Here is a 22,250-nt window from a genome sequence, read left to right as displayed (position 1 = left end):
ATGACGCGATCCTCCTCTACCGCTTCAAAGCGGATTTCCAAAGAAAAGAAGTATGCAAAGAGTAAGGATGCCAAAGCGCCTGTACTGATTAATCCCCAAGGGCAAAAAAATTATTCGCATGCGAAGGCGTTGCCGCAGCACGTTTTGCATCTTGAGCAGTTGCTTCCTGAGTTATTGCAATTTGACCAACCAGCCGATCGGGTTGTTAGTCGTTACTTTCGTGCGCATCCCAAATTGGGCAATCGAGATCGCGCCCTAATTGCTGAGGCTGCGTTTTCTGTATTGCGTCGCAAGCAGGAGTTTTCTCAATTTGCAGCCAGTGGCTCTGGCTCCCTAGCCCGCCGCTTGGCCTTGCTGGGCTTGGTTTCAGCCTTATCTGAAGGGGGGCTTGGGACCGCAAATCGACTAGAGAGCGCACTCGCTGATTTGGCCTTTGTTATACAAAAGGAGGAGTACGAGTGGCTAAGTCGTTTTGGCCAAGTTGATCGTGATGCGCTGGGGCGATTGGTAAAACATAATTTGCCGGAATGGCTTTGGAACACGATGGTTCAGTCTTTTGGTGAGGAAGAGGCTGGTCGTTTGGCTGAGTCTCTCATGAAGCCGGCACCATTGGATTTGCGTGCGAACACTTTAAAGACCTCGCGCGATCAATTACTGATGCAAATGAATCAAAGTGCGAATCGATTTGAGGCGCACCCAACGCCCTATTCCCAGGACGGAATCCGTATTTTTGGAAAACCCGCCCTACAAAGCTCGACCTGGATGAAGGATGGCTTGTTTGAGGTTCAGGATGAGGGTAGTCAAATCCTATGTCACTTGCTCGATCCCAAGCGTGGAGAAATGGTGGTTGATTTTTGTGCTGGAGCCGGCGGCAAGACTTTGGCCTTGGGTGCAATGATGCGTAATACCGGCCGCCTATATGCATTTGATACCTCTGAGCGACGCTTAGCCAACTTAAAACCACGTCTAGCTCGTAGTGGCCTATCCAATGTGCATCCTATGTGGATTGATAGTGAGAGAGACCCTAGAATCAAGCGTCTTGCAGGAAAAATTGACCGGGTCTTAGTGGATGCCCCCTGCAGCGGCTTAGGGACTTTGCGACGCAATCCCGACCTGAAGTGGCGCCAGACACCAGCTGAGATCGCTAAATTGGCCCCCACCCAACTAGCCATTTTGGAGTCGGCAGCTCGTTTGCTAAAACCAGGGGGTCGTCTGGTTTACGCCACCTGTAGCCTTTTAGATCAAGAAAATCAAGAGCTTGTAAACCTTTTCCTAGAAAAACACCCCGATTTTGAGCTTTTATCGGCTAAGGAGGCCCTAGGACATCATTTTTTACATGATGGAATTCCGATTGGCACCAGTAAGGACAAGCCTTGGTGGCAACTTTTACCCTCACAGCACGGAACCGATGGATTTTTTGGGGCAATTATGCAGCGAAAGCCTTAAAATAAGGGGTTAAGAGCATGATCGCAGTTAATGAGGGAGATTTGTTTGGAGATGAGCGCCATTTCTAGTTTGCATGATGGATTAATTCAGTGGTTGGCCCACGGTTACTTGGACTGGGCTTGGTGGCAGATCGTGATCTTTACCCTGGTCATGACCCACATTACGATTGCTAGTGTTACGATTTTTTTACATCGTTGTCAGGCGCATCGAGCACTCGACCTTCACGCTATTCCCTCTCATTTCTTCCGGTTTTGGTTATGGCTCACTACTGGAATGGTAACTAAGGAGTGGGCCTCGGTTCATCGTAAACATCATGCGAAATGCGAGTCCGTTGAAGATCCACATAGTCCGCAAGTTTTAGGAATCGACACAGTTCTTTTGCGCGGCGCAGAACTCTACAAGGTAGAAGCTGCAAAGAAAGAGACACTGGAAAAATTTGGTCACGGTACTCCCGATGACTGGATTGAGCACAATCTCTATTCGCGCTTTACATGGCAAGGCGTTGGTCTCATGCTTATCATCGACCTATTTTTGTTTGGTGCGATTGGCGCAACCGTTTGGGCTGTGCAAATGCTATGGATTCCGATTACCGCTGCAGGCGTCATTAATGGAATCGGCCACTATTGGGGATATCGGAACTACGACTGTGAAGATGCATCAACCAATATTGTGCCGTGGGGCATTTTGATTGGTGGAGAAGAGCTTCATAACAATCACCATACCTATGCAACGAGCGCCAAGTTATCAAACAAATGGTATGAGTTTGATATTGGCTGGGTTTACATTTGCGCTTTGCGCTCACTCGGTTTGGCAAAGGTCAAGAAAGTCCCGCCTAAGCCCGTTCTCGCAGAAGTTCGTCCCGCCGACGATCAAACTCTAGAAGCGATTATTGCCAATCGCTACGAGATCATGGCACGTTATAGCAAAACCCTAAAGCGCTGCATTGCAAATGAATTCCAGCACATGCAAGAATTTGCATCGCACCTGAAGGATGCGCGTGATTGGCTTTATAAGGATGAAGCTAAATTGACTGCCCTTGAGAAAGAAAAGCTTGAGGAGCTCATGAAAACGAATTCTCAGTTACGCAAGATGATTGAGATGCGTCGTGAGTTGCATGCAATTTGGGGTCGCTCCAACGCTACTCGTGAGCAATTACTGGGACAGCTGCGTTCATGGTGCAATCGAGCCGAAGAGGCTGGGCCACACTCCCTCAAGGAGTTTTCGCTTCGCCTGCGGCGCTACTCTAATCCAGCCTAATAAAAAACCCGTTCATATGAACGGGTTTTTAGTTTTGACGTTAAGACAAATTACTTAATCTTGGTTTCTTTATAAGCAACGTGCTTGCGAGCTTTTGGATCAAATTTCATGATCTCCATTTTCTCGGGTTTGGTGCGTTTGTTTTTAGTGGTGGTGTAAAAGTGACCAGTACCTGCAGTCGACTCTAACTTGATTTTCTCGCGTGCGCCTTTAGCCATGACTCAATCCTTAAACTTGACCACGGGCACGAAGATCTGCCAAAACAGAATCAATACCATTCTTGTCGATTAAACGAAGTCCAGCATTGGTTAAGCGAAGGCTAACCCAGCGATTTTCAGACTCAACCCAGAAACGACGATTTTGCAAATTAGGCAAAAAGCGACGCTTTGTTTTGTTATTTGCATGGGAAACATTGTTGCCGACCATCGGCTTTTTCCCAGTGACTTGGCAAACTTTTGCCATGACACACTCCTTCAGTACGAAAAACATCGATTGTAGCAGGCATCTGCTATTTGACGCTAGGGTTTCGTCAATATTCCAAATGGAACACGCTAATAAGTTAGTAAACACTCTCATTTAGGGGCTTTTCTATAAGGCCCGCATCCGAAAATGAGAAAAAACCATGCTTTGCCACGATGCAATGGTCGAGGAGTGCAATATTGACCCAGTGGAGTGCTTGCCTCAGTTCATGGGTAATGGCCTCATCATTGGGGCTGGGAAGTGGGTTGCCCCCCGGGTGATTGTGGGCAATCACCAAGGCGCTGGCATTGCGATTGAGGCATTCTTTAATGATTTCTCGGGGGTAAATGGCCGTTTGATCAATCGATCCCCGAAATAGCTCTTGGCACTCTATCAAACGATTACTGTTATCTAAGTACAGGCAAAGAAATACCTCGTGCTCCAGCCTGGCAATTTTGGTTTGCAAAAACTCCCTGACTTGGGTTGAGGATGAGAATATTGCTTGCTGAGAGAGGCTTTCATGAAGACAGCGTTTCACCAGCTCATAGGCAGCTTTGATTTGAGCCCATTTTGAAGGCCCTATTCCATGGCAGCGGTAAATATCAGAGACAGGCGCATTCACGAGGCCTTGCATCCCTCCAAATTGACTGAGCAGATCCTGGGCCAAAGAAACAGCGCTTTTACCTTTAACCCCAGAACGCAGAAAAATGGCTAAGAGCTCAGCATCGGATAGGGAGGCGGCGCCTTGGCGGATTAATTTCTCACGGGGCTGTTGTGCTTTTGGCCATTGCGAGATTGGGTGATTCTGTGTCTCTCTGGCTACAATGGCAGCATGAGTGAGCCTACCGTTTCCCCCGATTCTTTCTTGACCATCAACTATCGATTGACCCTCCCTGGCGGGGAGGATTACATCAACACCTTCGACGATCGGCCGGCGACGATGCAATTGGGTACGGGTCAATTCGCCCCCTGTTTTGAAAAGGTTTTGTTGGGAGCAAAAGTGGGTGAAAAGCGCTCAGCTGTTCTAAGCCCACAGGACGCGTTTGGGGAGCACAAGCCAGAGCTCATCCAGTGGGTGGGTATGGATGTATTGTTAGCCAATACCGATGAGGTTCCGGAATTTGCCCCGGGCGATATGATTGAATTTAATGCGCCTAGCGGTGCACAATATGCAGGCGTATTGCAATCCATTAATGAAGAGGGTGCGTGGTTTGATTTCAACCATCCCTTAGCAGGTAAACAGTTAAGTTTTGAAGCAGAAATTATTGCCATTTTGTAATCAAGATCTATGCAAAGCAATCCATTACCGTCTGAAAGTGATGAAATACTCTTGGCGCAGCCCAGGGGATTTTGTGCGGGCGTTGATCGAGCGATCAATATTGTGAATGAGGCGCTTAGTCGCTTTGGCGCCCCGATTTATGTGCGTCATGAAATCGTGCACAACAAATACGTGGTTGATGAGTTGCGCGCGAAAGGTGCTATCTTTGTGGACGAGATTGACGAAATTCCACGTGGAGCGATTGTGATCTACAGTGCTCATGGGGTTTCTCAGCAGGTTCGCCAAGACGCCGCCGAGCGCGGCTTGCAAGTCTATGACGCAACCTGTCCCTTGGTGACCAAAGTGCACGTTGAAGTGGTGAAGTTGTGCAAAGATGGGTTTACGGTATTCATGATCGGTCATGCTGGCCACCCAGAGGTTGAGGGAACCATGGGGCAGGTCGAGAGTGGCATCTTCCTGATTGAGAATTTGGAGGATGTGGAGAAACTCAATTTTTCAGCTGACGAGCGTTTGGCATTTGTAACCCAAACGACCCTATCGGTTGATGAGACCAAAGAAATTGTGAATGCGCTCACCAAAAAATTCCCTAAAATTATTCAACCGAAGAAGCAGGACATTTGTTACGCCACTCAAAATCGACAAGATGCAGTGAAATTTATGGCGCCCCAAGTTCAATTGGTGATTGTCGTGGGAAGTCAGGCGAGCTCGAACTCTAATCGTCTGCGCGAACTGGCTGAAAAATTAGGCGTACCGGCCTACATGGTCGATGCTCCCGATCAACTTCGCCCCGAATGGTTTGAGGGCAAGAAGCGAGTTGGTTTAACTGCAGGTGCGTCAGCGCCAGAGAGTCTTGCGCAAGCAATCGTGGCTCGAATTCAAGAGTTTGGCCCACGTCAAATTCGATCTTTAGATGGGGTTGTGGAGGATGTCACTTTCTCCTTACCAAAAAATCTGACGCATCCCGTTTAATTCTGATGACTGTTTAACTTGGAGGATTTGCTCATGAAACCATATCAAAAGGTGTTTTCATATAGCGTGCTTTCGCTTACGACGGTGGGCTTGTTAGTTGCCTGCGGCGGTAAGGCAAATGATGGTGAGGTGAAGATCGGTCATGTGGCTCCACTGACTGGATCGATTGCTCATATGGGTAAGCAAAATGAAAACGGTGCTGTTCTGGCAGTTGAGGAGCTCAATAAAGCTGGACTGATGATCAATGGTAAGAAGGTGGTGCTGAAGTTAGTGCCAGAAGATGATGCAGCAGACCCTAAAACAGCCACCCAAGTTGCTCAAAAATTAGTTGATGCAAAAGTCGTCGCAGTCGTAGGACACTTAAATTCGGGGACTACGATCCCAGCTTCGAAGATTTACCATGATGCTGGTATCACTCAAATTTCTCCATCGGCAACCAACCCTGAATACACCAAGCAGGGCTTTAAAACCGCCTATCGTTTAGTGGCGACCGATGCACAACAGGGCCCAGCTCTAGCTGATTATGTGGCCAAGAATTTAAAAGCAAAAGTGGTGGCAATCATTGATGACTCGACCCAATATGGCAAGGGTCTCGCAGATGAGTTTGAGAAAACAGTGAAAGCTGCTGGTATCAAGGTATTGCCACGTGAGGCAACCAATGACAAGGCAACTGACTTTAAGGCCATTCTCACCAAGGTGAAGGGGGGTAAGCCCGATGTCATCATGTATGGCGGAATGGATGCCACGGGCGGCCCTTTAGCCAAGCAAGCTAAGGAATTGGGAATCAAAGCGAAGATCGTGGGCGGCGATGGAATTTGTACTGATAAATTGGCTGAGTTAGCTGGCGATGCAATCAATAATGTGGTTTGTTCAGAAGCTGCGATGGCCCTCTCAAAAATGGAAGCAGGGCCCGAGTTCCAGAAAAAATATAAAGAGCGCTTCAATATTGATGTCGATATCTATGCTCCATTCTCATACGATGCAGTTTATGTGATTGTGGATGCGATGAAGCGTGCTAACTCAGTTGAGCCAGCCAAGATCTTAGCCGCGATGCCTCAAACACAGATGAAGGGTTTGATTGGCAATATTGCGTTTAATGATCAGGGTGATCTCAAGGAAAGCGTGATCACCTTATACGATTACAAGGATAAGAAGAAGTCAGTCCTCGAAATTATTAAGATGCAGTAATTTGATAAGCACCCAGCGCGGTGCTTATTTTTTATAGACTGATTGTCGATGGATATTCTGCTACAGCAGATTTTGAATGGCCTAGTGCTGGGTAGTATCTATGCCTTGATTGCATTGGGCTACACCATGGTCTATGGGATCTTAGGAATCATTAACTTTGCTCATGGCGAGGTTTTGATGATTGGCGCATTGGTATCCCTCACCCTCATCACATTCATTACGCAATTACCGCTGGGTTTACCACCATGGGTATTACTAGTTTTAGTTTTATTGATGACCATGGCAGTATGCGCGTTGGTTAGCTATTTGATTGAGCGTTTTGCTTATCGGCCTTTGCGTCAAGCACCACGTTTGGCACCATTGATTTCTGCGATTGGCGTCTCGGTCTTATTGCAAACCTTGGCCATGATGATCTGGTCTCGTAATCCCATGACCTATCCTCAGTTACTACCATCGACACCCATCGAGATCTTGGGTTCAGGAGCAACCATTACGGGTAAAGAAATTGTGATTATTGTCACGTCTTTTTTAGTTATGGCTTTATTGCTTCTGATTGTGCAAAAGACCAAGCTCGGACGGGCGATGCGCGCAACGGCTGAGCAGCCGAACGTGGCTGCGTTGATGGGTGTTAATCCCAATCGGGTCATTTCGATCACGTTTATGTTGGGAGGCGCGCTGGCAGCCCTTGCCGGGATCATGATGGCCACCAACTACGGTAATGTGCATTTCTCAATGGGATTTATTCCTGGATTAAAAGCTTTTACTGCTGCAGTACTGGGCGGTATCGGCAATATTCAGGGGGCGATGTTAGGTGGACTGTTGCTTGGTCTGATTGAGGCGATTGGGGCTGGTTACATCAGTGATTGGACTGGTGGTCTCTTAGGATCCAACTATCAAGATATCTTTGCCTTCATGGTCTTGATCTTAGTATTGGTATTTAGGCCTCGCGGCTTGCTGGGTGAGCGAGTATCGGATCGTGCTTAAACCATTTTTTCATCGCACGTCTCGTCGTGATCAACAACGATTTTGGATCGCGAGTACGATCGCATTACTAGCTCTACCTTGGATCATGGGCTCGGTTGGCGGTAACTACTGGGTTCGGGTATTGGATTTTGCCTTGCTATACGTTGTTCTCGCATTGGGCCTCAATGTGGTGATTGGTTTTGCGGGTTTACTTGATTTGGGCTATATCGCTTTTTATGCAGTGGGCGCCTATAGTTATGCTTTACTAGCTTCGCCCCATCTGACCACGCAATTTCCTGCCATTGCCGCTGTTTTTCCCACCGGAATTCATTTTCCACTGTGGGGCGCACTCATCCTCTCTTTTGGATTGGCCGCGATCTTTGGGGTGCTTCTTGGATTTCCAACCCTAAAGTTACGCGGCGATTATTTGGCGATTGTGACCTTGGGCTTTGGGGAAATTATTCGGATCTTCTTAAATAACCTTGATCGCCCCCTCAATCTAACAAATGGGCCTAAAGGGATTGGCAGTATTCAGCCAATCGAGCTCTTTGGCATCAATCTCTCAAAGCCAATGAATATCTGGGGTCTAGAGATTCCATCACTATATTTACTCTTCTATTTTTTCTTAATCCTTGCCGTTCTAGTTGCCATTGTCTGCTCGCGTTTAGAGCATTCTAGAATCGGTCGTGCCTGGGTGGCGATTCGGGAGGATGAGATCGCCGCGGAGGCGATGGGGATTGAAACTCGTAATATGAAGTTATTGGCGTTTGCGATTGGCGCAAGTTTTGCAGGTGCCGCAGGCGTATTATTTGCCGCCTTTCAAGGCTTTGTATCACCCGAGTCCTTTACTTTATGGGAATCGATTGTGGTTTTAGCCATGGTGGTAATGGGTGGGATGGGGCACATTCCAGGGGTGATTCTTGGGGCAATCTTGCTCGCTGTTTTTCCTGAGCTGTTACGAAGCATTGCAGCCCCGATTCAGCAATTTGTCTTTGGGTCGGTTCTTGTTGATACCGAAATTATTCGTCAGTTACTGTATGGCTTGGCGCTGATCCTCATCATGCTCTATCGACCCAATGGAATTTGGCAAAAACCCGATACTTTGAAAGCCACAAACGGATGAGTGATCTCTTAAGGATTTCAGGAGTATCGAAGCGCTTTGGAGGTATTCAGGCCCTTGATGATGTTGCTATTCGTGTTCGGGAGGGCGCAATCGCAGGGCTTATTGGGCCTAATGGCGCCGGCAAGACTACCTTCTTTAATGTGATTACTGGCTTATATCCAGCCGATCAGGGTTCGTTTGAGCTCCAGGGTCGCCTATATTCCCCTCATTCAGTATCTCAGGTCACCCAAGCGGGGATTGCTAGAACCTTTCAGAACATTCGCTTATTTAAAGAGATGACCGCCTTGGAGAACGTCATGGTGGGATGCCATTGCCGCTCATCCATTGGTATATGGGGCGCGGTCTTGGGCACACAATCCAATCGACGTGAAGAGCGCGACATCCGTGAAAAATCACTTGCCTTGCTCGCGTATGTTGGCTTGCAAGACTATGCACGACATAAGGCTAAAAATTTATCCTATGGGTATCAACGACGTCTTGAAATTGCCCGTGCTTTAGCTACTGAACCAATTCTATTGGCCCTTGATGAGCCAGCTGCTGGGATGAATGCCAGCGAGAAGCTGGAACTAAAAGAATTAATCCTAAAGATCCGAGCTGATGGCAAAACTATTTTGCTCATTGAGCACGATGTACATCTCGTAATGAGTCTTTGTGATCATTTGACGGTGCTTGATTATGGCAAGGTGATTGCCGATGGATTGCCCGATGCAGTACGCAGTCATCCAGAGGTGATTCGGGCTTATTTAGGCGGGGCGGCGGCATGAGTACGACACCTCTTTTGGAGATCAAGCATCTGAAGTTGTCGTATGGCGGAATTGCTGCCGTTAAAGGGATTGATTTTTATATCAACGCAGGAGAGTTGGTTACTTTGATCGGGGCAAATGGGGCGGGTAAAACGACGACGCTAAAAGTAATTGCCGGTCTTCTAAAGCCAAGCGCTGGATCGATTCAATTCTTAGGGCATGCGATTGGGGGCAAGCCGGCCTATGAGTTGGCTGAGCTTGGGATTGGATTGGTACCAGAAGGCCGGGGAGTATTTGCCAGGATGACCATTTTGGAGAACCTGCAAATGGGCGCATACATCCGCCAGGGTTCTCAGTCGTCGGAGAGTATTGATCAGGACCTTGAGATGGCGCTTACAACCTTTCCACGCTTGCGTGAACGTTTGTTCCAATTGGCCGGCACCCTCTCTGGTGGGGAGCAGCAAATGGTAGCGATTGCTCGGGCGATGATGGCTAAGCCAAAGCTTCTCTTACTCGATGAGCCCTCGATGGGTCTGGCACCGCTCATGGTAGAAACTATTTTTGAGGTGATTCAAAGCCTCAATCAACAGGGTATGACGATTTTGCTCGTCGAGCAAAATGCACGTTTGGCCTTATCCATGGCAGATCGTGCGTATGTGATGGAGAGTGGGGCGATTACCTTATCGGGATCGGCTGATCAGTTATTTAATGACGACCGGGTTCGCGAAGCGTATCTGGGGGCAGATGCAAAAATCAAAGAGACTAAAGAAACTTAAGTCAGTTTCTTCAGCAGAACCCGCAAGGTAGTGCACATTTTGAGGATTTCCTCTTGCGTGACATTGAGGGCGGGCATAAAGCGCAATAGATCAGGTCTAGGCGAATTAATCAGCAGGCCCTCAGGCTCATGCTCTCTAGCAAGCTCGACCAAGGAGGGGCCAATATCCTTACCCAACATGAGTGCCCGAAGCAGTCCTTTGCCACGTTCGCCTTTTAGCCCGAACTCAGAACAAAGTTTCAGCAATTCACTTTGCAAGAATGCTCCTTTTTGAATCACTGAGTCCAAAAAGCCAGGAGCTAAGAGTTGTTCAATCACACTAATCCCGACCGCAGTCATCAAAGCATTGCCATTGTAGGTACCCCCTTGATCCCCGGGTACAAAGCAGGCGACTGCATCGGTGCATAAAAGGGCCGCGAGTGGAACGCCTCCACCAATTCCTTTACCAAGGGTCATGATGTCGGGCTCAATCCCAAAGTGTTGGTAGGCAAACAATTTACCGGTTCTTCCAAAACCAGCCTGCACTTCATCAACGATGAGCAATAGATTGCGTTCTTTAGTGAGCTGGCGCAGTTCTTTCATGAAGGCATCATCAGCAGGAATGACGCCACCTTCACCCTGGACAGGCTCAAGCATGACGGCAACCGTTTGATCGGTGATGCAGCGCTTAACCGATTCAATATCATTGAGATCAGCCTTCGGAAAGCCTGGCACTTGGGGGGCAAAGAGAGTATCCCAGCCCGGCTTGCCCGATGCACTCATCGTTGCTAAGGTCCGCCCATGAAAACTATGATCGAAGGTAATAATTTCGTAAGCACCGCCTTTATGAATCTGCCCCCATTTACGAGCAAGCTTGATCGCGCCCTCGTTGGCTTCTGCCCCACTGTTAGCAAAAAACACTTTGTTAAAGCAGCTGTGGCTAGTTAGTAAATCGGATAACCGAATCATCGGTTCGTTATAAAAAGCAGGGCTAGGGTTAATCAATTTCTGGGCTTGAGCGTTTAACGCAGTAACAATGCCAGGATTACAGTGCCCCAAGCAATTCACGGCCCATCCTTGGAGGAAGTCCAAGTAGCGCTTGCCATTTTGATCGACCAACCACGAGCCTTTGCCCTCCATCATGATGATGTCCGGCCGCTTGGTGATATACATCACCGAATGGGCATCAACAGGACGAGGATCAGAAAGTTGATTCATAGCACAATCATACAAAAGATCGTTGTAAAAAGGGAATTTGCCTTCAGGTACAGAAAACTAGGCATATGCTAGATCAGCCTCGCTCGTGAATGAGTCGGCATAAAACTCATCCTCGGGCAGACCGCATTGCTTAACAAAGTCCGTTTGGGCTGATTGAATCACAATTGGGGCCCCACAAGCATAAACTTGGAATGCGCTGAGATCCGGAAAGTCTGCCATCACGGCACGGTGAACAAAGCCTATCCGGCCAGTCCAGTGATCTTCTGGTAGCGCGTCAGAAATAACCGGAATGTAATGGAAGCGAGGTAGGGTACTAGCAAACTCCTGACAAAGAGCATCCATGTAGAGATCTTTGGGGCGTCGGCCACCCCAGTAGAAATAGACCTCACGATCAATTTTCTTCTCACGCATATGCAACAGAATGGATTTGATCGGAGCAAAGCCTGTACCGGATGCTAAGAAAATAATGGGCTTCTGAGTATCCTCACGCAAGAAAAAACTTCCTTGGGGGCCTTCAAAACGCAAGATATCTTTTTCTTTGATTGCTTTACCATCAGCTCCTTGACCAAAGAGGGGGTCAGTAAAAAGACCGCCTGGCAGATGGCGAATGTGCAACTCAATGGGGCCCTCTTGATGTGGGGCGCTGGCAATCGAATACGCACGACGTTTATTGTCTTTAAGTAAAAACTCCAGATACTGACCGGCTAAAAATTGAAAACGTTCACTTGCAGGCAATTGCAGCTGAAGAATTGCAACATCGTTACTTGGATATGCAATTGTCTGAATCCGACAGGGTACTTTGCGCACTGGAATATCGCCACCGCCCTGGATTTCGCGAACGTCGATTAGAACATTGGATTTGGGGTGGGCGCAGCACAAAAGGGTCGCGCCCGCGGTTTCGTCGAGGGTGCTCAGGGCACTTTGGCTGTGGTCTCCATGCTCAATTCGGCCCTCGAGCACTTTGCCCTTGCATGATCCGCAAGCACCATTTTTGCAGCCATAGGGTAGTTGAATGCCCTGGCGAATAGCAGCTTCCAGAACGGTCTCATCTTCGTCCACTGTGAATGTTTTGCCGCTCTTTTTAAGTTCCACCTGGTACTGCAATTCCACTTCTCCCAATAAATCATTACGATGTTAATTCTATGATCTCCAAAACCAGCCTATTTCGTCGCCCCCGTATCCTCATTATTGGATGCGGTGATATCGGTATTCGGGTTGCGCAGCAGCTGCAAGGCAATGCACTCGCTCAATCGCAAGGCCGACCCAAGCTCTTCGCATTAAGCAGTAGCCCTGAGCGTTTTACCGAACTTCGAAAGCATGGCATCACACCCATTGAAGGTAATCTTGACCATCCTGAGACTTTATGGCGAATTGCCCATTTAGCAACAACAGTCATTCATCTAGCACCACCAGCACAAGATGGTGAGTACGATCAACGCACCCGCAATTTAGTACGAATTTTATCCCAGCAGGGACGATCTGTCAGACGCCTGGTTTACATCAGTACGACCGGGGTATACGGTAATCGCGATGGTGATTTTGTCGATGAGACCAGTCAATTACAACCCACCAGTCCGCGGGCGAAGAGGCGCGTGGATGCAGAACAAACACTTCGCTTTTGGGCGGCCTCACAAGGCGTTGCGTTAACTATTTTGCGTGTGCCCGGAATTTACGGACCTAATCGATTACCAATTGAGCGCTTAAAAAACAACACCCCTGCTTTGCAAGAGCCGTTTGATGCGTATTCGAACCATATTCATGCAGATGATCTTGCTCGGCTCATTTGTGCAGCATTGTTTATCGGCAAACCACAGCGCGTGATTAATGCATGCGATGGTAGTGAGCAAAAAATGGGCGATTACTTTGATGAGGTCGCTTGCGCACTGCATTTGCCGAAGCCCCTGCGATTGCCGCCGGATGAGGTGCGAGCTCAGGTGGGTCCCATGATGTGGTCATTCATGGCCGAATCAAGGCGAGTTCGCAATCAACGAATAGGTGAACTAAAACGTCCCCTGAAATATCCTCGGGTTAAAGACTATTTGAAAACTTTGTAATTATTTCCAGCCGTCTTTCAGACCAACGCTGCGATTAAAGACTAACTTTCCTGGGGCGCTATCTTTACGATCAACCACAAAGTAGCCGTGGCGCTCAAATTGAAAACGATCTTCTGGCTCGGCGCTCTGCATACTGGGTTCCACATAGGCTTGAATCACCTTTTTGGAATCCGGATTAATAAAGCTCAGAAAGTCATTGTCACCGCTATCCGGGTGTGGATCGGTAAATAAATGCTCATATAGACGAACCTCAACAGGTAAGGCTTCTGCAGCATTAATCCAGTGGATGTTGCCCTTTACCTTGTAATTGTTAGAGTCGGGTGTGCCACTTTTACTATCAGGAAAATAGCGCGCATGAACCTCAGTGACTTTGCCCTGGTCATCGAGTTTGACACCGGTGCACTCGATGACAAAGCCATGACGTAAGCGTACACGCCCACCGGCCCCTCCATCTTTGGGTGGGAACAGACGGAAAAATCCTTTTTCAGGATTCATCTGAAAATCATCGGCCTCAATCCAAAGCTCACGTCCAAAATGAAACTCGCGCTTGCCCCATTCCGGATGGTGCGGATGCTTGGGGGCAGAACACGGTTCTTTTGCACCAACTTCATAGTTTTCAATCACAAGCTTGAGCGGATCTAGTACTGCGCTGGCGCGAGGGGCGCGTGCATCCAAATCATCGCGTAGAGCTTGCTCAAGAACACTCATATCAATCCAGCTATCGGCTTTGGATACGCCAATCCGTTCACAAAATAAACGAATGCTCTCTGGTGTGTAACCACGGCGGCGGATTCCGGCGATGGTTGGCATACGAGGATCGTCCCAGCCGTCGACGCGTTGCTCCTCAACGAGTTGCAGGAGTTTGCGTTTACTCGTAATGGTGTAAGTGAGATTGAGTCTGGCAAATTCGTATTGATGGGGTAAAGGGCCTTTAAAAACCCCGCACTCTTTCAGACTGTTGAGAATCCAGTCATACAGCGGACGGTTGTTTTCAAACTCGAGGGTGCAAATCGAGTGCGATACGTTTTCAAGAGCATCTGAAATACAGTGGGTAAAGTCATATAAAGGATAAATACACCACTGATCGCCAGTGCGGTGATGATGAGCATGACGAATACGATAAATGACCGGATCACGCATCACGATATTGGGGTGAGTCATATCAATCTTTAGACGCACCACATGGCTACCATCGGGGAACTCGCCAGCACGCATTTTTTCCAAAAGTGCAATGTTCTCATCGGCCGATCGATCTCGATAGGGACTATTGACACCCGGTGTCGAAAAATTACCGCGATGACGATGAATTTCCTCCGCGCTTTGACTATCGACATAGGCTTTGCCATGACGCATCAAGATTTGCGCAAACTCATAGAGACGTTCAAAGTAATCGCTGGCGTAATACAAATGCTCATGGCCCTGATGGTGCCAATCAAATCCCAACCAACGCACTGCATCTAAAATGCTATCGACATATTCCACATCCTCTTTAGTTGGATTGGTATCGTCAAGTCGCATATGGCAACGACCACCTGAAGGCAGGGAATCATAGTCTTTCGCTAGGCCATAGTTGAGGCAAATACTTTTGGCATGGCCAATATGCAGGTACCCATTTGGCTCGGGCGGAAAGCGAGTGACAACAGCTGGCAAAGGCTTGCCATTTGCATCAACGCGATTGGCATAAATACCCTTAGCTAAATCATGATCAATGATTTGCCGTAAGAAATTAGATGGTTCGACTGGGTTTGCAGATGGCGTGGACATCCCACTATTGTAGAGAAGACCGCTAGGGTGGTTCTGAAAGCCAAAAAATAAGGCCCGCAACAGCGGGCCTTAGAGAATTGCGTCGATTTCTTATTGTTCGTCCACAAACACTTTTTCGCGACTCTTCTTCACGGCAGGCAAAGTAACCACAATCAGTAGTAGGAGCGCAGCAATGAGCAGACTCAAGGAGAGTGGGCGAGTGACAAAGGTTGTGAAATCACCCCTTGAGAGGAGGAGTGCACGACGGAAGTTTTCTTCCATCATTGGACCCAATACAAAGCCCAACAGTAATGGCGCTGGCTCGCAGCCAAACTTCACAAACATATAGCCAATCACACCGAATGCCGCAGTGACGTACACATCAAAAATAGAGTTGTTCACGCTATACACACCAATACAGCAGAACACCAAAATGGCGGGATACAGGAAGCGGTATGGAATCTTGAGGAGACTAACCCAAACGCTAATTAAGGGTAAGTTCAGCAAAATCAGCATCACGTTACCAATCCACATCGAGGCAATCAAGCCCCAGAATAGGGTGGGATTGCTTGCCATTACCTGGGGTCCAGGCTGAATATTGTGAATGGTCATCGCACCTACCATCAATGCCATCACTGCATTGGGCGGAATACCAAGGGTTAACAGGGGAATAAATGAGGTTTGCGAGGCCGCATTGTTTGCAGCTTCTGGACCAGCAACACCCTCAATGGCGCCTTTACCAAACTCTTCGGAATGTTTGGAGCTCTTTTTCTCGACTGAGTAGGCACCAAAAGCGGCAAGGGCAGCGCCGCCGCCTGGCAAGATTCCTAACATCGAACCAATCGTGGTTCCACGCAAAATAGACGGGGTCATCCGCTTCACGTCATTCCAACTTGGAATCAGCGAAGTGACCTTGTTAAGGAAGGACTCGCCGGCACCTTTACGCTCCAAGTTCACCATGATCTCAGCAAAGCCAAACACACCCATGGCGACTGACACAAACCCGATACCATCAGTCAATTGAGGGATGTCAAAAGAGTAACGGGCAACGCCTGAGTTCACGTCGGTACCGATGAGGCCGAGTAGTAGTCCCAGCAAAATCATGCCAACCGCTTTGATGAGTGACCCGGATGCCAAAACCACGGCACCAATCAAACCCAAGACCATCAGAGAAAAGTATTCGGCAGGACCAAACTTAAAGGCTACTTCAGCCAATGGGGCGGCAAAGCCTGCCAAAATTAAAGTTGCCACACAACCAGCAAAGAATGAGCCCATTCCGGCAGTAAATAATGCAACGCCTCCACGACCGCGTTTGGCCATTTGGTAGCCGTCAATTGCCGTTACCACCGAGGACGTTTCCCCGGGAATATTCAGTAAGATCGCCGTGGTCGAGCCCCCGTATTGAGAACCGTAGTAAATACCGGCCAACATAATGAGTGCGGGAGTGGGGGGAAGAGCGTATGTCGCTGGCAAGAGCATGGCAATCGTTGCCACGGGGCCCAAGCCTGGCAATACCCCAATTAAGGTTCCTAATAAACAGCCCAGAAAACAATAGAACAAATTCTGGACCGTAAATGCGGTCTCAAATCCTAAAGAAAGATTATTTAGTAATTCCATGTGATCGATTCCTGAGGATTATTCTAAAAATACCGGCATGATGGGAAACTGCAATCCAAGGCCGAAAATGAATGCAAGATAGCTAAAGGCTGCAAGCGCAACAGCATTTAGAACTGCACCTTTCCAGCCAAACTCATGGCTAACGCTTGCTGAAACAACCACCAAAATAATGATCGTAATTACAAAACCCAAGATAGGCAGTAACAAACCATATAAGACAACCGATCCGGTAATCCATAAAACAATCTTCCAGTTCCAGGGTGGCATCTCTTCAGGATCGGCCTTTTTGGAGAATGACCGAATTGTGATGAACAAACCGAGAGCGGTCATCAACACACCCAGCCAAAATGGAAAATAACCTGGACCCATCTTGGCAGCGGTGCCCATTTTGTAGCCAGTGGCAATAATGGTAAAGAATAGGCCGATGACCATATACATGATCCCAGCGCCAAAATCCTTTTTATTGCGAATGTTCAAAATCTGTCTCCTTTGTAGCGATTGCCGCCTTTTCGTAAAGGGCTATTTTTAGTCGATTTGTGATTGTAAGGGAATGAGCATGGGCATATTTAAGGGTTTGCCCTAATTCTGTGCCAATGCGATAATTCTGCGGATGAAAGTCTCCGAAATCCGCCAAGCCTTCCTTGATTATTTTGCCTCCAAGGGTCACCAAATCGTGGCTTCAAGCCCCGTGGTTCCTGGTGATGATCCCACCTTGCTATTTACGAATGCCGGGATGAATCAGTTTAAAGATGTCTTTTTGGGATTTGATAAGCGGCCATATCAACGCGCAACTACGGCTCAGAAATGCATTCGGGCTGGCGGTAAACATAATGACCTTGATAACGTTGGGTATACCGCTCGTCACCATACCTTCTTTGAGATGCTTGGTAATTTCTCGTTTGGGGATTACTTTAAAGAGGATGCAATTCAATTTGCTTGGGAGCTCCTAACCCAAGTTTTCAAATTACCCAAAGATAAGTTATGGGTCACCGTCTATGCCGAGGACGATGAAGCCTACGATATTTGGGAGAAAAAAATTGGTGTACCGAAAGAGCGTATTGTGCGCATTGGCGATAACAAGGGTGCGCGGTACGCCTCCGATAACTTTTGGATGATGGGTGACACCGGGCCCTGTGGACCGTGTACTGAAATCTTTTATGACCATGGTCCAGAAATTGCTGGCGGCCCTCCGGGCAGTCCCGATGAAGATGGTGATCGTTTCATTGAGATCTGGAATAACGTCTTCATGCAATTTAATCGCGATGAGGCTGGCGAGATGCATCCCTTGCCCAAGCCCAGCGTCGATACCGGTATGGGCTTGGAGCGAATTGCTGCTGTTTTGCAACACGTGCACTCCAACTATGAAATCGATTTATTTGTCCATCTTCTGCAAGCAGCAAAAGACGCGGTTGATCGTGCTGGGGCTAATGGTTGTGATTTAAACAGCCCATCGCTGAAAGTCATAGCGGATCATATTCGTGCCTGTAGTTTTATTGTGGTCGATGGAGTCATTCCTGGAAATGCAGGGCGCGGTTATGTATTGCGGCGCATTGCGCGACGCGCCATCCGTCATGGGTATAAGTTGGGTGCACGGCAGGCTTTCTTTCATCAGCTAGTGCCCGCCTTGGTCGCTGAAATGGGTGATGCATATCCTGAGCTGCGCCAAGCGCAAGCGCGGGTCATGGATGTGCTTAAGCAAGAAGAGGAACGTTTTTTCCAGACCATTGCCAATGGCATGGAGATCCTAGAATCTGCGCTTCAAAATAATCAATCTGTTCTAGATGGAGAAACCGCGTTTCGTCTGCATGATACGTTTGGATTCCCTCTCGATCTCACCGCCGATGTCTGTCGTGAGCGCGGAGTCAGTGTCGATTCAGCTGGCTTTGAGGCGGCGATGCAACGCCAACGTGATCAAGCACGGGCTGCCGGTAAATTTAAGATGGCACAGGGCTTGGATTACCGGGGCGAGCCTACCCAGTTCTTAGGCTACGAGCAAGTGTTGATTGAGAATGCTCGCATCACCGCTTTGTATCGTGATGGCAGCCCCGTCGACTCGATTCGGCCCGGTGAAAGTGCAGTCGTGGTTCTGAATCGCACCCCGTTTTATGCAGAGTCTGGTGGTCAAGTCGGCGATCGTGGCGAGTTACGAACTGAGCAATCGCAATTCATCGTGGCGGACACTTTTAAGATTCAGGCCGATGTCTTTGGACATCAAGGTGAACTTCAAGAGGGCGAGTTAAGGGTTGGGGATATGGTTGAGGCGCGCGTGGATACAAGCTTGCGTGCTAAGACGATGCGCAATCATAGCGCCACGCATTTGCTACACAAAGCCTTGCGCGAAGTCCTTGGCGATCATGTGCAACAGAAGGGTTCCTTAGTCGATGCCGACAAGACTCGATTCGATTTCACCCACACTGCACCCTTGACGAAGGCTGAAATTACTCGGATTGAGCAAATGGTCAATCATGAGATTTTGACCAACACTGCAACTGCTGCCAATGTGATGGCTTTGGAGGATGCGCAAAAGACCGGAGCCATGATGCTATTTGGCGAGAAGTATGGTGAGCGTGTGCGTGTACTTGAAATTGGATCTTCTAAAGAGTTATGCGGTGGAACCCATGTCAAGCGAACGGGTGATATTGGTAGTTTTAAGATCGTCTCTGAGGGTGGAGTGGCTGCTGGTATTCGTCGGGTTGAAGCGGTGACCGGCACGAATGTGATGGATTTTGTTCAAGGGCTTGAGTCGAAGATCCAAGAGGCGGCCCAGTTGTTAAAGACGGCTCCTCATGATCTGCCGCAACGCGTTAGTCAATTGCAAGATCAACTCAGACATCTTGAGCGTGAGCTCGAGCGCGTAAATGCAAAATTAGCTGCGAGCCAAGGCGATGATTTAGTCAATCAAGCAAAAGATCTGCAAGGCATCAAAGTGTTGGCAGCTCAATTAGATTCGGCTGATACGAAAGTATTGCGAGACACGATGGATGCTCTGAAGGCCAAATTAAAGTCAGCCGCGATTGTTTTGGCATCCGTTCAAGACGGCAAGGTAAGTCTCATTGCTGGGGTGACCAGTGATGCGACCAATCGGATCAAAGCGGGTGAGCTCGTCAATTTTGTGGCTCAACAAGTGGGCGGCAAAGGTGGCGGCAAGCCCGAAATGGCGATGGCTGGTGGTAGCGATCCAAGCGGTTTAAGCAAAGCGCTCGCTGCCGTTGATGCTTGGGTTGCCGAGCGGATTTAGCAATTCGTCGCTAAAATGGCATTAAATAGGAGAATGAGATGAGTGAAGCAGGCTCGATTGTGGTTCATCGCGAAGTGGATGCCATTGGCATGAACTGCCCTTTGCCTATTCTGCGTACCAAGAAAACCCTCGCTGAAATGCAAACCGGTGAGGTCTTAAAACTCAAGGCAACCGATTCAGGCGCAACGCATGACATCCCCGCCTTTTGCAAACAAACTGGTAATGAACTGATCGCTACAGATAACGAGGGCGATACGATGGTGTTTTACGTCAAGCGCCGCTAGGATAATCTCGTACTTCGATCCAGCATTTTTTTAGTAGCTTCTAATACTTGACTGGGCTCTAGCAGGTCAAGGCACTCACTTTTGCTATTGGCGGTATCAAAGCAGCCCGCTTTTCGGCAAGGAACACAATCACCCGGGCCTTGCAAAATGCACACCTTACCGACGATTTGGGTTCGACCTCGAAGTTGATAAGGGCGCTCGCCAATGAAACCATTGGGCCAGGGCCCAAAATTGGTAGGTGGTGTAGGTCCAAACAAAGCAATGGTTGGGATTTCGCAGGCGGCAGCAAGATGCGTTACTGATGTATCAACACCAATATATAAAGCCGCACCATCTAACAAGGTTTTGACTTGGGGTAAGTTGAGCTGCCCCTTAGTGTCAATGACCAATTGGGTGACCTCGTGATCGAGCAAGGACAGAATATCTCGGTTAAGGGAGAGATCCTGCTCTGCAGGCGATGCACTTAAGACCACTTGATACTTTAAGGCCACAAGATCTTTAATTAATTGAGCCCAATACCCTAAAGGCCAGCGCTTATAGCCATTGAGCGGACCCGGATGTAAAACAATATACGGTTGACGAAGTTGGCTTTGTAACACCGGGGTAAGGGCTTCGCCGCTTGGAGGAGTCACCGAGATTGGATTTGCAAAAAGGTCGAGACCCTTAGCGCGGTAGAAAGGTTCGAGAAGCTTGAGTTTTTCAACGATGACGTGTTGCTCAAAATAATCGACTGGAACCCAATGCATACAGATGGAGCGTTTCCATGCACTTTTCTGCCGACTCTTTGGGGTATCTTGTACCACTACACCAACACGGCGAAGCGCAGCAAGGGAACCAAAAAAATAGGCTCGATCGCTAGGTTGGGTGATGATGGCTAAATCGTAACGTTGGAATAGGCGATTAAACAGTTTGAGGTATTCCCAAAGATTGGGATGTTCGGAGGTTTCAAGCAGCTCATGAACTTCTGGATTACCCTTGAGCATATCGAGCTTGCCGCGGTAACCTAAGAAATCAAATTGCGCCTTGGGCCAAATGCGACGAGCTGCTTCAATTAAAGGTGTGGTGACCAGCACATCGCCAATTTGTCGTGTGGCGATGAAGAGAACTCGGGTAGGATCGTTCATATCTGTATACCAGCCTTGGCCATAATTTTTTCGCGGACTCGCTTTGCATTCTCAGCCGCCTTGGACTGGTCGGAGATTCGATGAAATAGATGAAATACTTCGGTTGACCATGCACCAGATTGACGTCGAATACCAGCGTGTTGTAGTCGAAAGACAAAATCAGCATCTTCGTGACCCCAGCCAGTCATAGACTCATCAAAACCACTAATCGTCAGCGCATCCTCTTTCCAGCAAGCCATATTGCAACCTTTAATACGGCGCCAAACAAATTTTTGATAAACGCGCCACGCCCCCGGACCCAGCTTCAGTACGATGGGCCAGAACTTATTAATTCCACCATTTAAGCGATAGCTAATTAAATTGCTTTTGAAAGCTGCGAAGTTCCACCGCGGCCAACTTAGGATCTTTTGGGTTAATGATTCGCTTAGAAGTACGCGACTGCCGGTCACCATCATTTGAGGCTTAGCAAGCTGACGGTGGCGCTTCACAAAATCAGGTTGCACAATACAGTCCCCGTCTAAGAATATGAGGTATTCGCCCTGGGCAGCCAAAATGGCCTGATTGAGAATAATGGTTTTCCGAAACCCTTGATCCTCTTGCCATAAGTGTTGGATCGAGTGCTTGGAGCGCTCCTTCATGGAGCGTATGAGTGTTGCGGTTTCTGGTTTAGAGCCGTCATCAGCAATGATGATTTCAAAGTTTCGATCAGTTTGAGTTTCTAGTGATTCGAGGCAAAAGCGCAGGGCTTCTGGCCAGTTATAGGTCGCAAGTAGGATCGAGATTTTGAACAT

Annotated in this window: 22 protein-coding genes; 12 read left to right on the top strand and 10 right to left on the bottom strand. The window is 48.3% G+C overall.

What is annotated here, in order from left to right; all coding sequences use genetic code 11:
* Window positions 1–1,446 carry an RsmB/NOP family class I SAM-dependent RNA methyltransferase gene (locus QUE64_RS07360; RefSeq protein WP_286225151.1) on the top strand — a complete coding sequence of 482 codons (1,446 nt, stop codon included), beginning with the start codon at window positions 1–3 and terminating at the stop codon, window positions 1,444–1,446.
* 51 nt (window positions 1,447–1,497) lie between these two features.
* Window positions 1,498–2,703, top strand: coding sequence for a DesA family fatty acid desaturase (locus QUE64_RS07355; protein WP_286223419.1), 1,206 nt, complete (start codon window positions 1,498–1,500; stop codon window positions 2,701–2,703).
* 50 nt (window positions 2,704–2,753) lie between these two features.
* On the opposite strand, the gene rpmG is transcribed toward QUE64_RS07355, so the two are convergent.
* From rpmG to radC, 3 genes are all read right to left on the bottom strand, one after another.
* Window positions 2,754–2,921 (bottom strand): 50S ribosomal protein L33, encoded by a 168-nt coding sequence (gene rpmG / locus QUE64_RS07350; RefSeq protein ID WP_108508949.1) that lies wholly within the window; start codon window positions 2,919–2,921, stop codon window positions 2,754–2,756.
* Window positions 2,922–2,931: 10 nt separating this feature from the next.
* Entirely contained in the window at window positions 2,932–3,165 is a 234-nt protein-coding gene (gene rpmB, locus QUE64_RS07345) for a 50S ribosomal protein L28 (RefSeq protein ID WP_108508948.1), read from the bottom strand.
* Window positions 3,166–3,262: 97 nt separating this feature from the next.
* On the bottom strand, window positions 3,263–4,123 hold the full coding sequence (gene radC / locus QUE64_RS07340) for a RadC family protein (RefSeq protein WP_353506764.1): 861 nt from the start codon (window positions 4,121–4,123) through the stop codon (window positions 3,263–3,265).
* On the opposite strand from radC, the gene QUE64_RS07335 reads away from it, so the two are divergent.
* The 7 genes from QUE64_RS07335 to QUE64_RS07305 are packed head-to-tail and all read left to right on the top strand — an operon-like array spanning window position 4,028 to window position 10,203.
* Window positions 4,028–4,441 carry an FKBP-type peptidyl-prolyl cis-trans isomerase gene (locus QUE64_RS07335; protein WP_353506763.1) on the top strand — a complete coding sequence of 138 codons (414 nt, stop codon included), beginning with the start codon at window positions 4,028–4,030 and terminating at the stop codon, window positions 4,439–4,441. The genes radC and QUE64_RS07335 overlap by 96 nt on opposite strands.
* 9 nt (window positions 4,442–4,450) lie before the next feature.
* Window positions 4,451–5,410 (top strand): 4-hydroxy-3-methylbut-2-enyl diphosphate reductase, encoded by a 960-nt coding sequence (gene ispH / locus QUE64_RS07330; RefSeq protein ID WP_286225150.1) that lies wholly within the window; start codon window positions 4,451–4,453, stop codon window positions 5,408–5,410.
* 33 nt (window positions 5,411–5,443) lie between these two features.
* Window positions 5,444–6,598, top strand: coding sequence for a branched-chain amino acid ABC transporter substrate-binding protein (locus tag QUE64_RS07325; RefSeq protein ID WP_286225149.1), 1,155 nt, complete (start codon window positions 5,444–5,446; stop codon window positions 6,596–6,598).
* 48 nt (window positions 6,599–6,646) lie between these two features.
* Window positions 6,647–7,582 carry a branched-chain amino acid ABC transporter permease gene (locus QUE64_RS07320; RefSeq protein WP_286225148.1) on the top strand — a complete coding sequence of 312 codons (936 nt, stop codon included), beginning with the start codon at window positions 6,647–6,649 and terminating at the stop codon, window positions 7,580–7,582.
* Window positions 7,575–8,684, top strand: coding sequence for an ABC transporter permease subunit (locus QUE64_RS07315; RefSeq protein ID WP_458574681.1), 1,110 nt, complete (start codon window positions 7,575–7,577; stop codon window positions 8,682–8,684). Before QUE64_RS07320 ends, QUE64_RS07315 begins: the two co-directional genes overlap by 8 nt.
* A complete protein-coding gene (locus tag QUE64_RS07310) occupies window positions 8,681–9,448 on the top strand; it encodes an ABC transporter ATP-binding protein (RefSeq protein WP_286225147.1) in 768 nt (255 codons plus the stop codon). Before QUE64_RS07315 ends, QUE64_RS07310 begins: the two co-directional genes overlap by 4 nt.
* Entirely contained in the window at window positions 9,445–10,203 is a 759-nt protein-coding gene (locus QUE64_RS07305) for an ABC transporter ATP-binding protein (RefSeq protein WP_286225146.1), read from the top strand. Before QUE64_RS07310 ends, QUE64_RS07305 begins: the two co-directional genes overlap by 4 nt.
* Here the strand turns inward: QUE64_RS07305 and QUE64_RS07300 are convergent.
* Window positions 10,200–11,399 (bottom strand): acetylornithine transaminase, encoded by a 1,200-nt coding sequence (locus QUE64_RS07300; protein ID WP_286225145.1) that lies wholly within the window; start codon window positions 11,397–11,399, stop codon window positions 10,200–10,202. The two genes, QUE64_RS07305 and QUE64_RS07300, sit on opposite strands and share 4 nt — an antisense overlap.
* A 57-nt stretch (window positions 11,400–11,456) precedes the next feature.
* Window positions 11,457–12,503: a CDP-6-deoxy-delta-3,4-glucoseen reductase gene (locus QUE64_RS07295; RefSeq protein ID WP_286226196.1), complete on the bottom strand. Its 1,047-nt coding sequence runs from the start codon at window positions 12,501–12,503 to the stop codon at window positions 11,457–11,459.
* Window positions 12,504–12,541: 38 nt separating this feature from the next.
* On the opposite strand from QUE64_RS07295, the gene QUE64_RS07290 reads away from it, so the two are divergent.
* Window positions 12,542–13,453 carry an SDR family oxidoreductase gene (locus tag QUE64_RS07290; RefSeq protein WP_286225144.1) on the top strand — a complete coding sequence of 304 codons (912 nt, stop codon included), beginning with the start codon at window positions 12,542–12,544 and terminating at the stop codon, window positions 13,451–13,453.
* Here QUE64_RS07290 and QUE64_RS07285 read toward each other — a convergent pair whose 3' ends face one another.
* The 3 genes from QUE64_RS07285 to QUE64_RS07275 form a co-directional block, all read right to left on the bottom strand.
* Entirely contained in the window at window positions 13,454–15,217 is a 1,764-nt protein-coding gene (locus QUE64_RS07285; protein ID WP_286225143.1) for a glutamine--tRNA ligase/YqeY domain fusion protein, read from the bottom strand.
* Between the two features lie 90 nt (window positions 15,218–15,307).
* A complete protein-coding gene (locus QUE64_RS07280) occupies window positions 15,308–16,813 on the bottom strand; it encodes a tripartite tricarboxylate transporter permease (RefSeq protein WP_286225142.1) in 1,506 nt (501 codons plus the stop codon).
* An 18-nt stretch (window positions 16,814–16,831) separates the two neighbouring features.
* Window positions 16,832–17,290, bottom strand: a complete 459-nt coding sequence (locus tag QUE64_RS07275; protein ID WP_286225141.1) for a tripartite tricarboxylate transporter TctB family protein — start codon at window positions 17,288–17,290, stop codon at window positions 16,832–16,834.
* A gap of 133 nt (window positions 17,291–17,423) precedes the next feature.
* Here QUE64_RS07275 and alaS point away from each other — a divergent pair, with 133 nt between their 5' ends.
* Window positions 17,424–20,051: an alanine--tRNA ligase gene (gene alaS / locus QUE64_RS07270; protein WP_286225140.1), complete on the top strand. Its 2,628-nt coding sequence runs from the start codon at window positions 17,424–17,426 to the stop codon at window positions 20,049–20,051.
* Between the two features lie 56 nt (window positions 20,052–20,107).
* Window positions 20,108–20,335, top strand: coding sequence for a sulfurtransferase TusA family protein (locus QUE64_RS07265; RefSeq protein ID WP_108509395.1), 228 nt, complete (start codon window positions 20,108–20,110; stop codon window positions 20,333–20,335).
* Here QUE64_RS07265 and QUE64_RS07260 read toward each other — a convergent pair.
* Entirely contained in the window at window positions 20,332–21,459 is a 1,128-nt protein-coding gene (locus tag QUE64_RS07260; protein ID WP_286225139.1) for a glycosyltransferase family 9 protein, read from the bottom strand. The genes QUE64_RS07265 and QUE64_RS07260 overlap by 4 nt on opposite strands.
* Window positions 21,456–22,250 (bottom strand): glycosyltransferase family 2 protein, encoded by a 795-nt coding sequence (locus tag QUE64_RS07255; protein ID WP_286225138.1) that lies wholly within the window; start codon window positions 22,248–22,250, stop codon window positions 21,456–21,458. The genes QUE64_RS07260 and QUE64_RS07255 overlap by 4 nt, the downstream gene beginning before the upstream one ends.

Source organism: Polynucleobacter sp. HIN7, assembly GCF_030297595.1.
Lineage (GTDB): Bacteria > Pseudomonadota > Gammaproteobacteria > Burkholderiales > Burkholderiaceae > Polynucleobacter.
Note: the sequence above shows the minus strand (reverse complement) of the source record. Positions and strands in the feature narration are given on the sequence as shown.

Excerpts from the sequence above, each read along its gene's own strand:
- QUE64_RS07320 (WP_286225148.1), top strand. The coding sequence starts at position 6,647 with ATGGATATTCTGCTACAGCAGATTTTGAATGGCCTAGTGCTGGGTAGT.
- QUE64_RS07325 (WP_286225149.1), top strand. The coding sequence starts at position 5,444 with ATGAAACCATATCAAAAGGTGTTTTCATATAGCGTGCTTTCGCTTACG.
- QUE64_RS07310 (WP_286225147.1), top strand. The coding sequence starts at position 8,681 with ATGAGTGATCTCTTAAGGATTTCAGGAGTATCGAAGCGCTTTGGAGGT.
- QUE64_RS07255 (WP_286225138.1), bottom strand. The coding sequence starts at position 22,250 with ATGTTCAAAATCTCGATCCTACTTGCGACCTATAACTGGCCAGAAGCC.
- QUE64_RS07360 (WP_286225151.1), top strand. The coding sequence starts at position 1 with ATGACGCGATCCTCCTCTACCGCTTCAAAGCGGATTTCCAAAGAAAAG.
- ispH (WP_286225150.1), top strand. The coding sequence starts at position 4,451 with ATGCAAAGCAATCCATTACCGTCTGAAAGTGATGAAATACTCTTGGCG.
- alaS (WP_286225140.1), top strand. The coding sequence starts at position 17,424 with ATGAAAGTCTCCGAAATCCGCCAAGCCTTCCTTGATTATTTTGCCTCC.
- rpmB (WP_108508948.1), bottom strand. The coding sequence starts at position 3,165 with ATGGCAAAAGTTTGCCAAGTCACTGGGAAAAAGCCGATGGTCGGCAAC.
- QUE64_RS07280 (WP_286225142.1), bottom strand. The coding sequence starts at position 16,813 with ATGGAATTACTAAATAATCTTTCTTTAGGATTTGAGACCGCATTTACG.
- QUE64_RS07305 (WP_286225146.1), top strand. The coding sequence starts at position 9,445 with ATGAGTACGACACCTCTTTTGGAGATCAAGCATCTGAAGTTGTCGTAT.
- QUE64_RS07260 (WP_286225139.1), bottom strand. The coding sequence starts at position 21,459 with ATGAACGATCCTACCCGAGTTCTCTTCATCGCCACACGACAAATTGGC.
- QUE64_RS07290 (WP_286225144.1), top strand. The coding sequence starts at position 12,542 with ATGATCTCCAAAACCAGCCTATTTCGTCGCCCCCGTATCCTCATTATT.
- QUE64_RS07355 (WP_286223419.1), top strand. The coding sequence starts at position 1,498 with ATGAGCGCCATTTCTAGTTTGCATGATGGATTAATTCAGTGGTTGGCC.
- QUE64_RS07300 (WP_286225145.1), bottom strand. The coding sequence starts at position 11,399 with ATGAATCAACTTTCTGATCCTCGTCCTGTTGATGCCCATTCGGTGATG.
- rpmG (WP_108508949.1), bottom strand. The coding sequence starts at position 2,921 with ATGGCTAAAGGCGCACGCGAGAAAATCAAGTTAGAGTCGACTGCAGGT.
- QUE64_RS07285 (WP_286225143.1), bottom strand. The coding sequence starts at position 15,217 with ATGTCCACGCCATCTGCAAACCCAGTCGAACCATCTAATTTCTTACGG.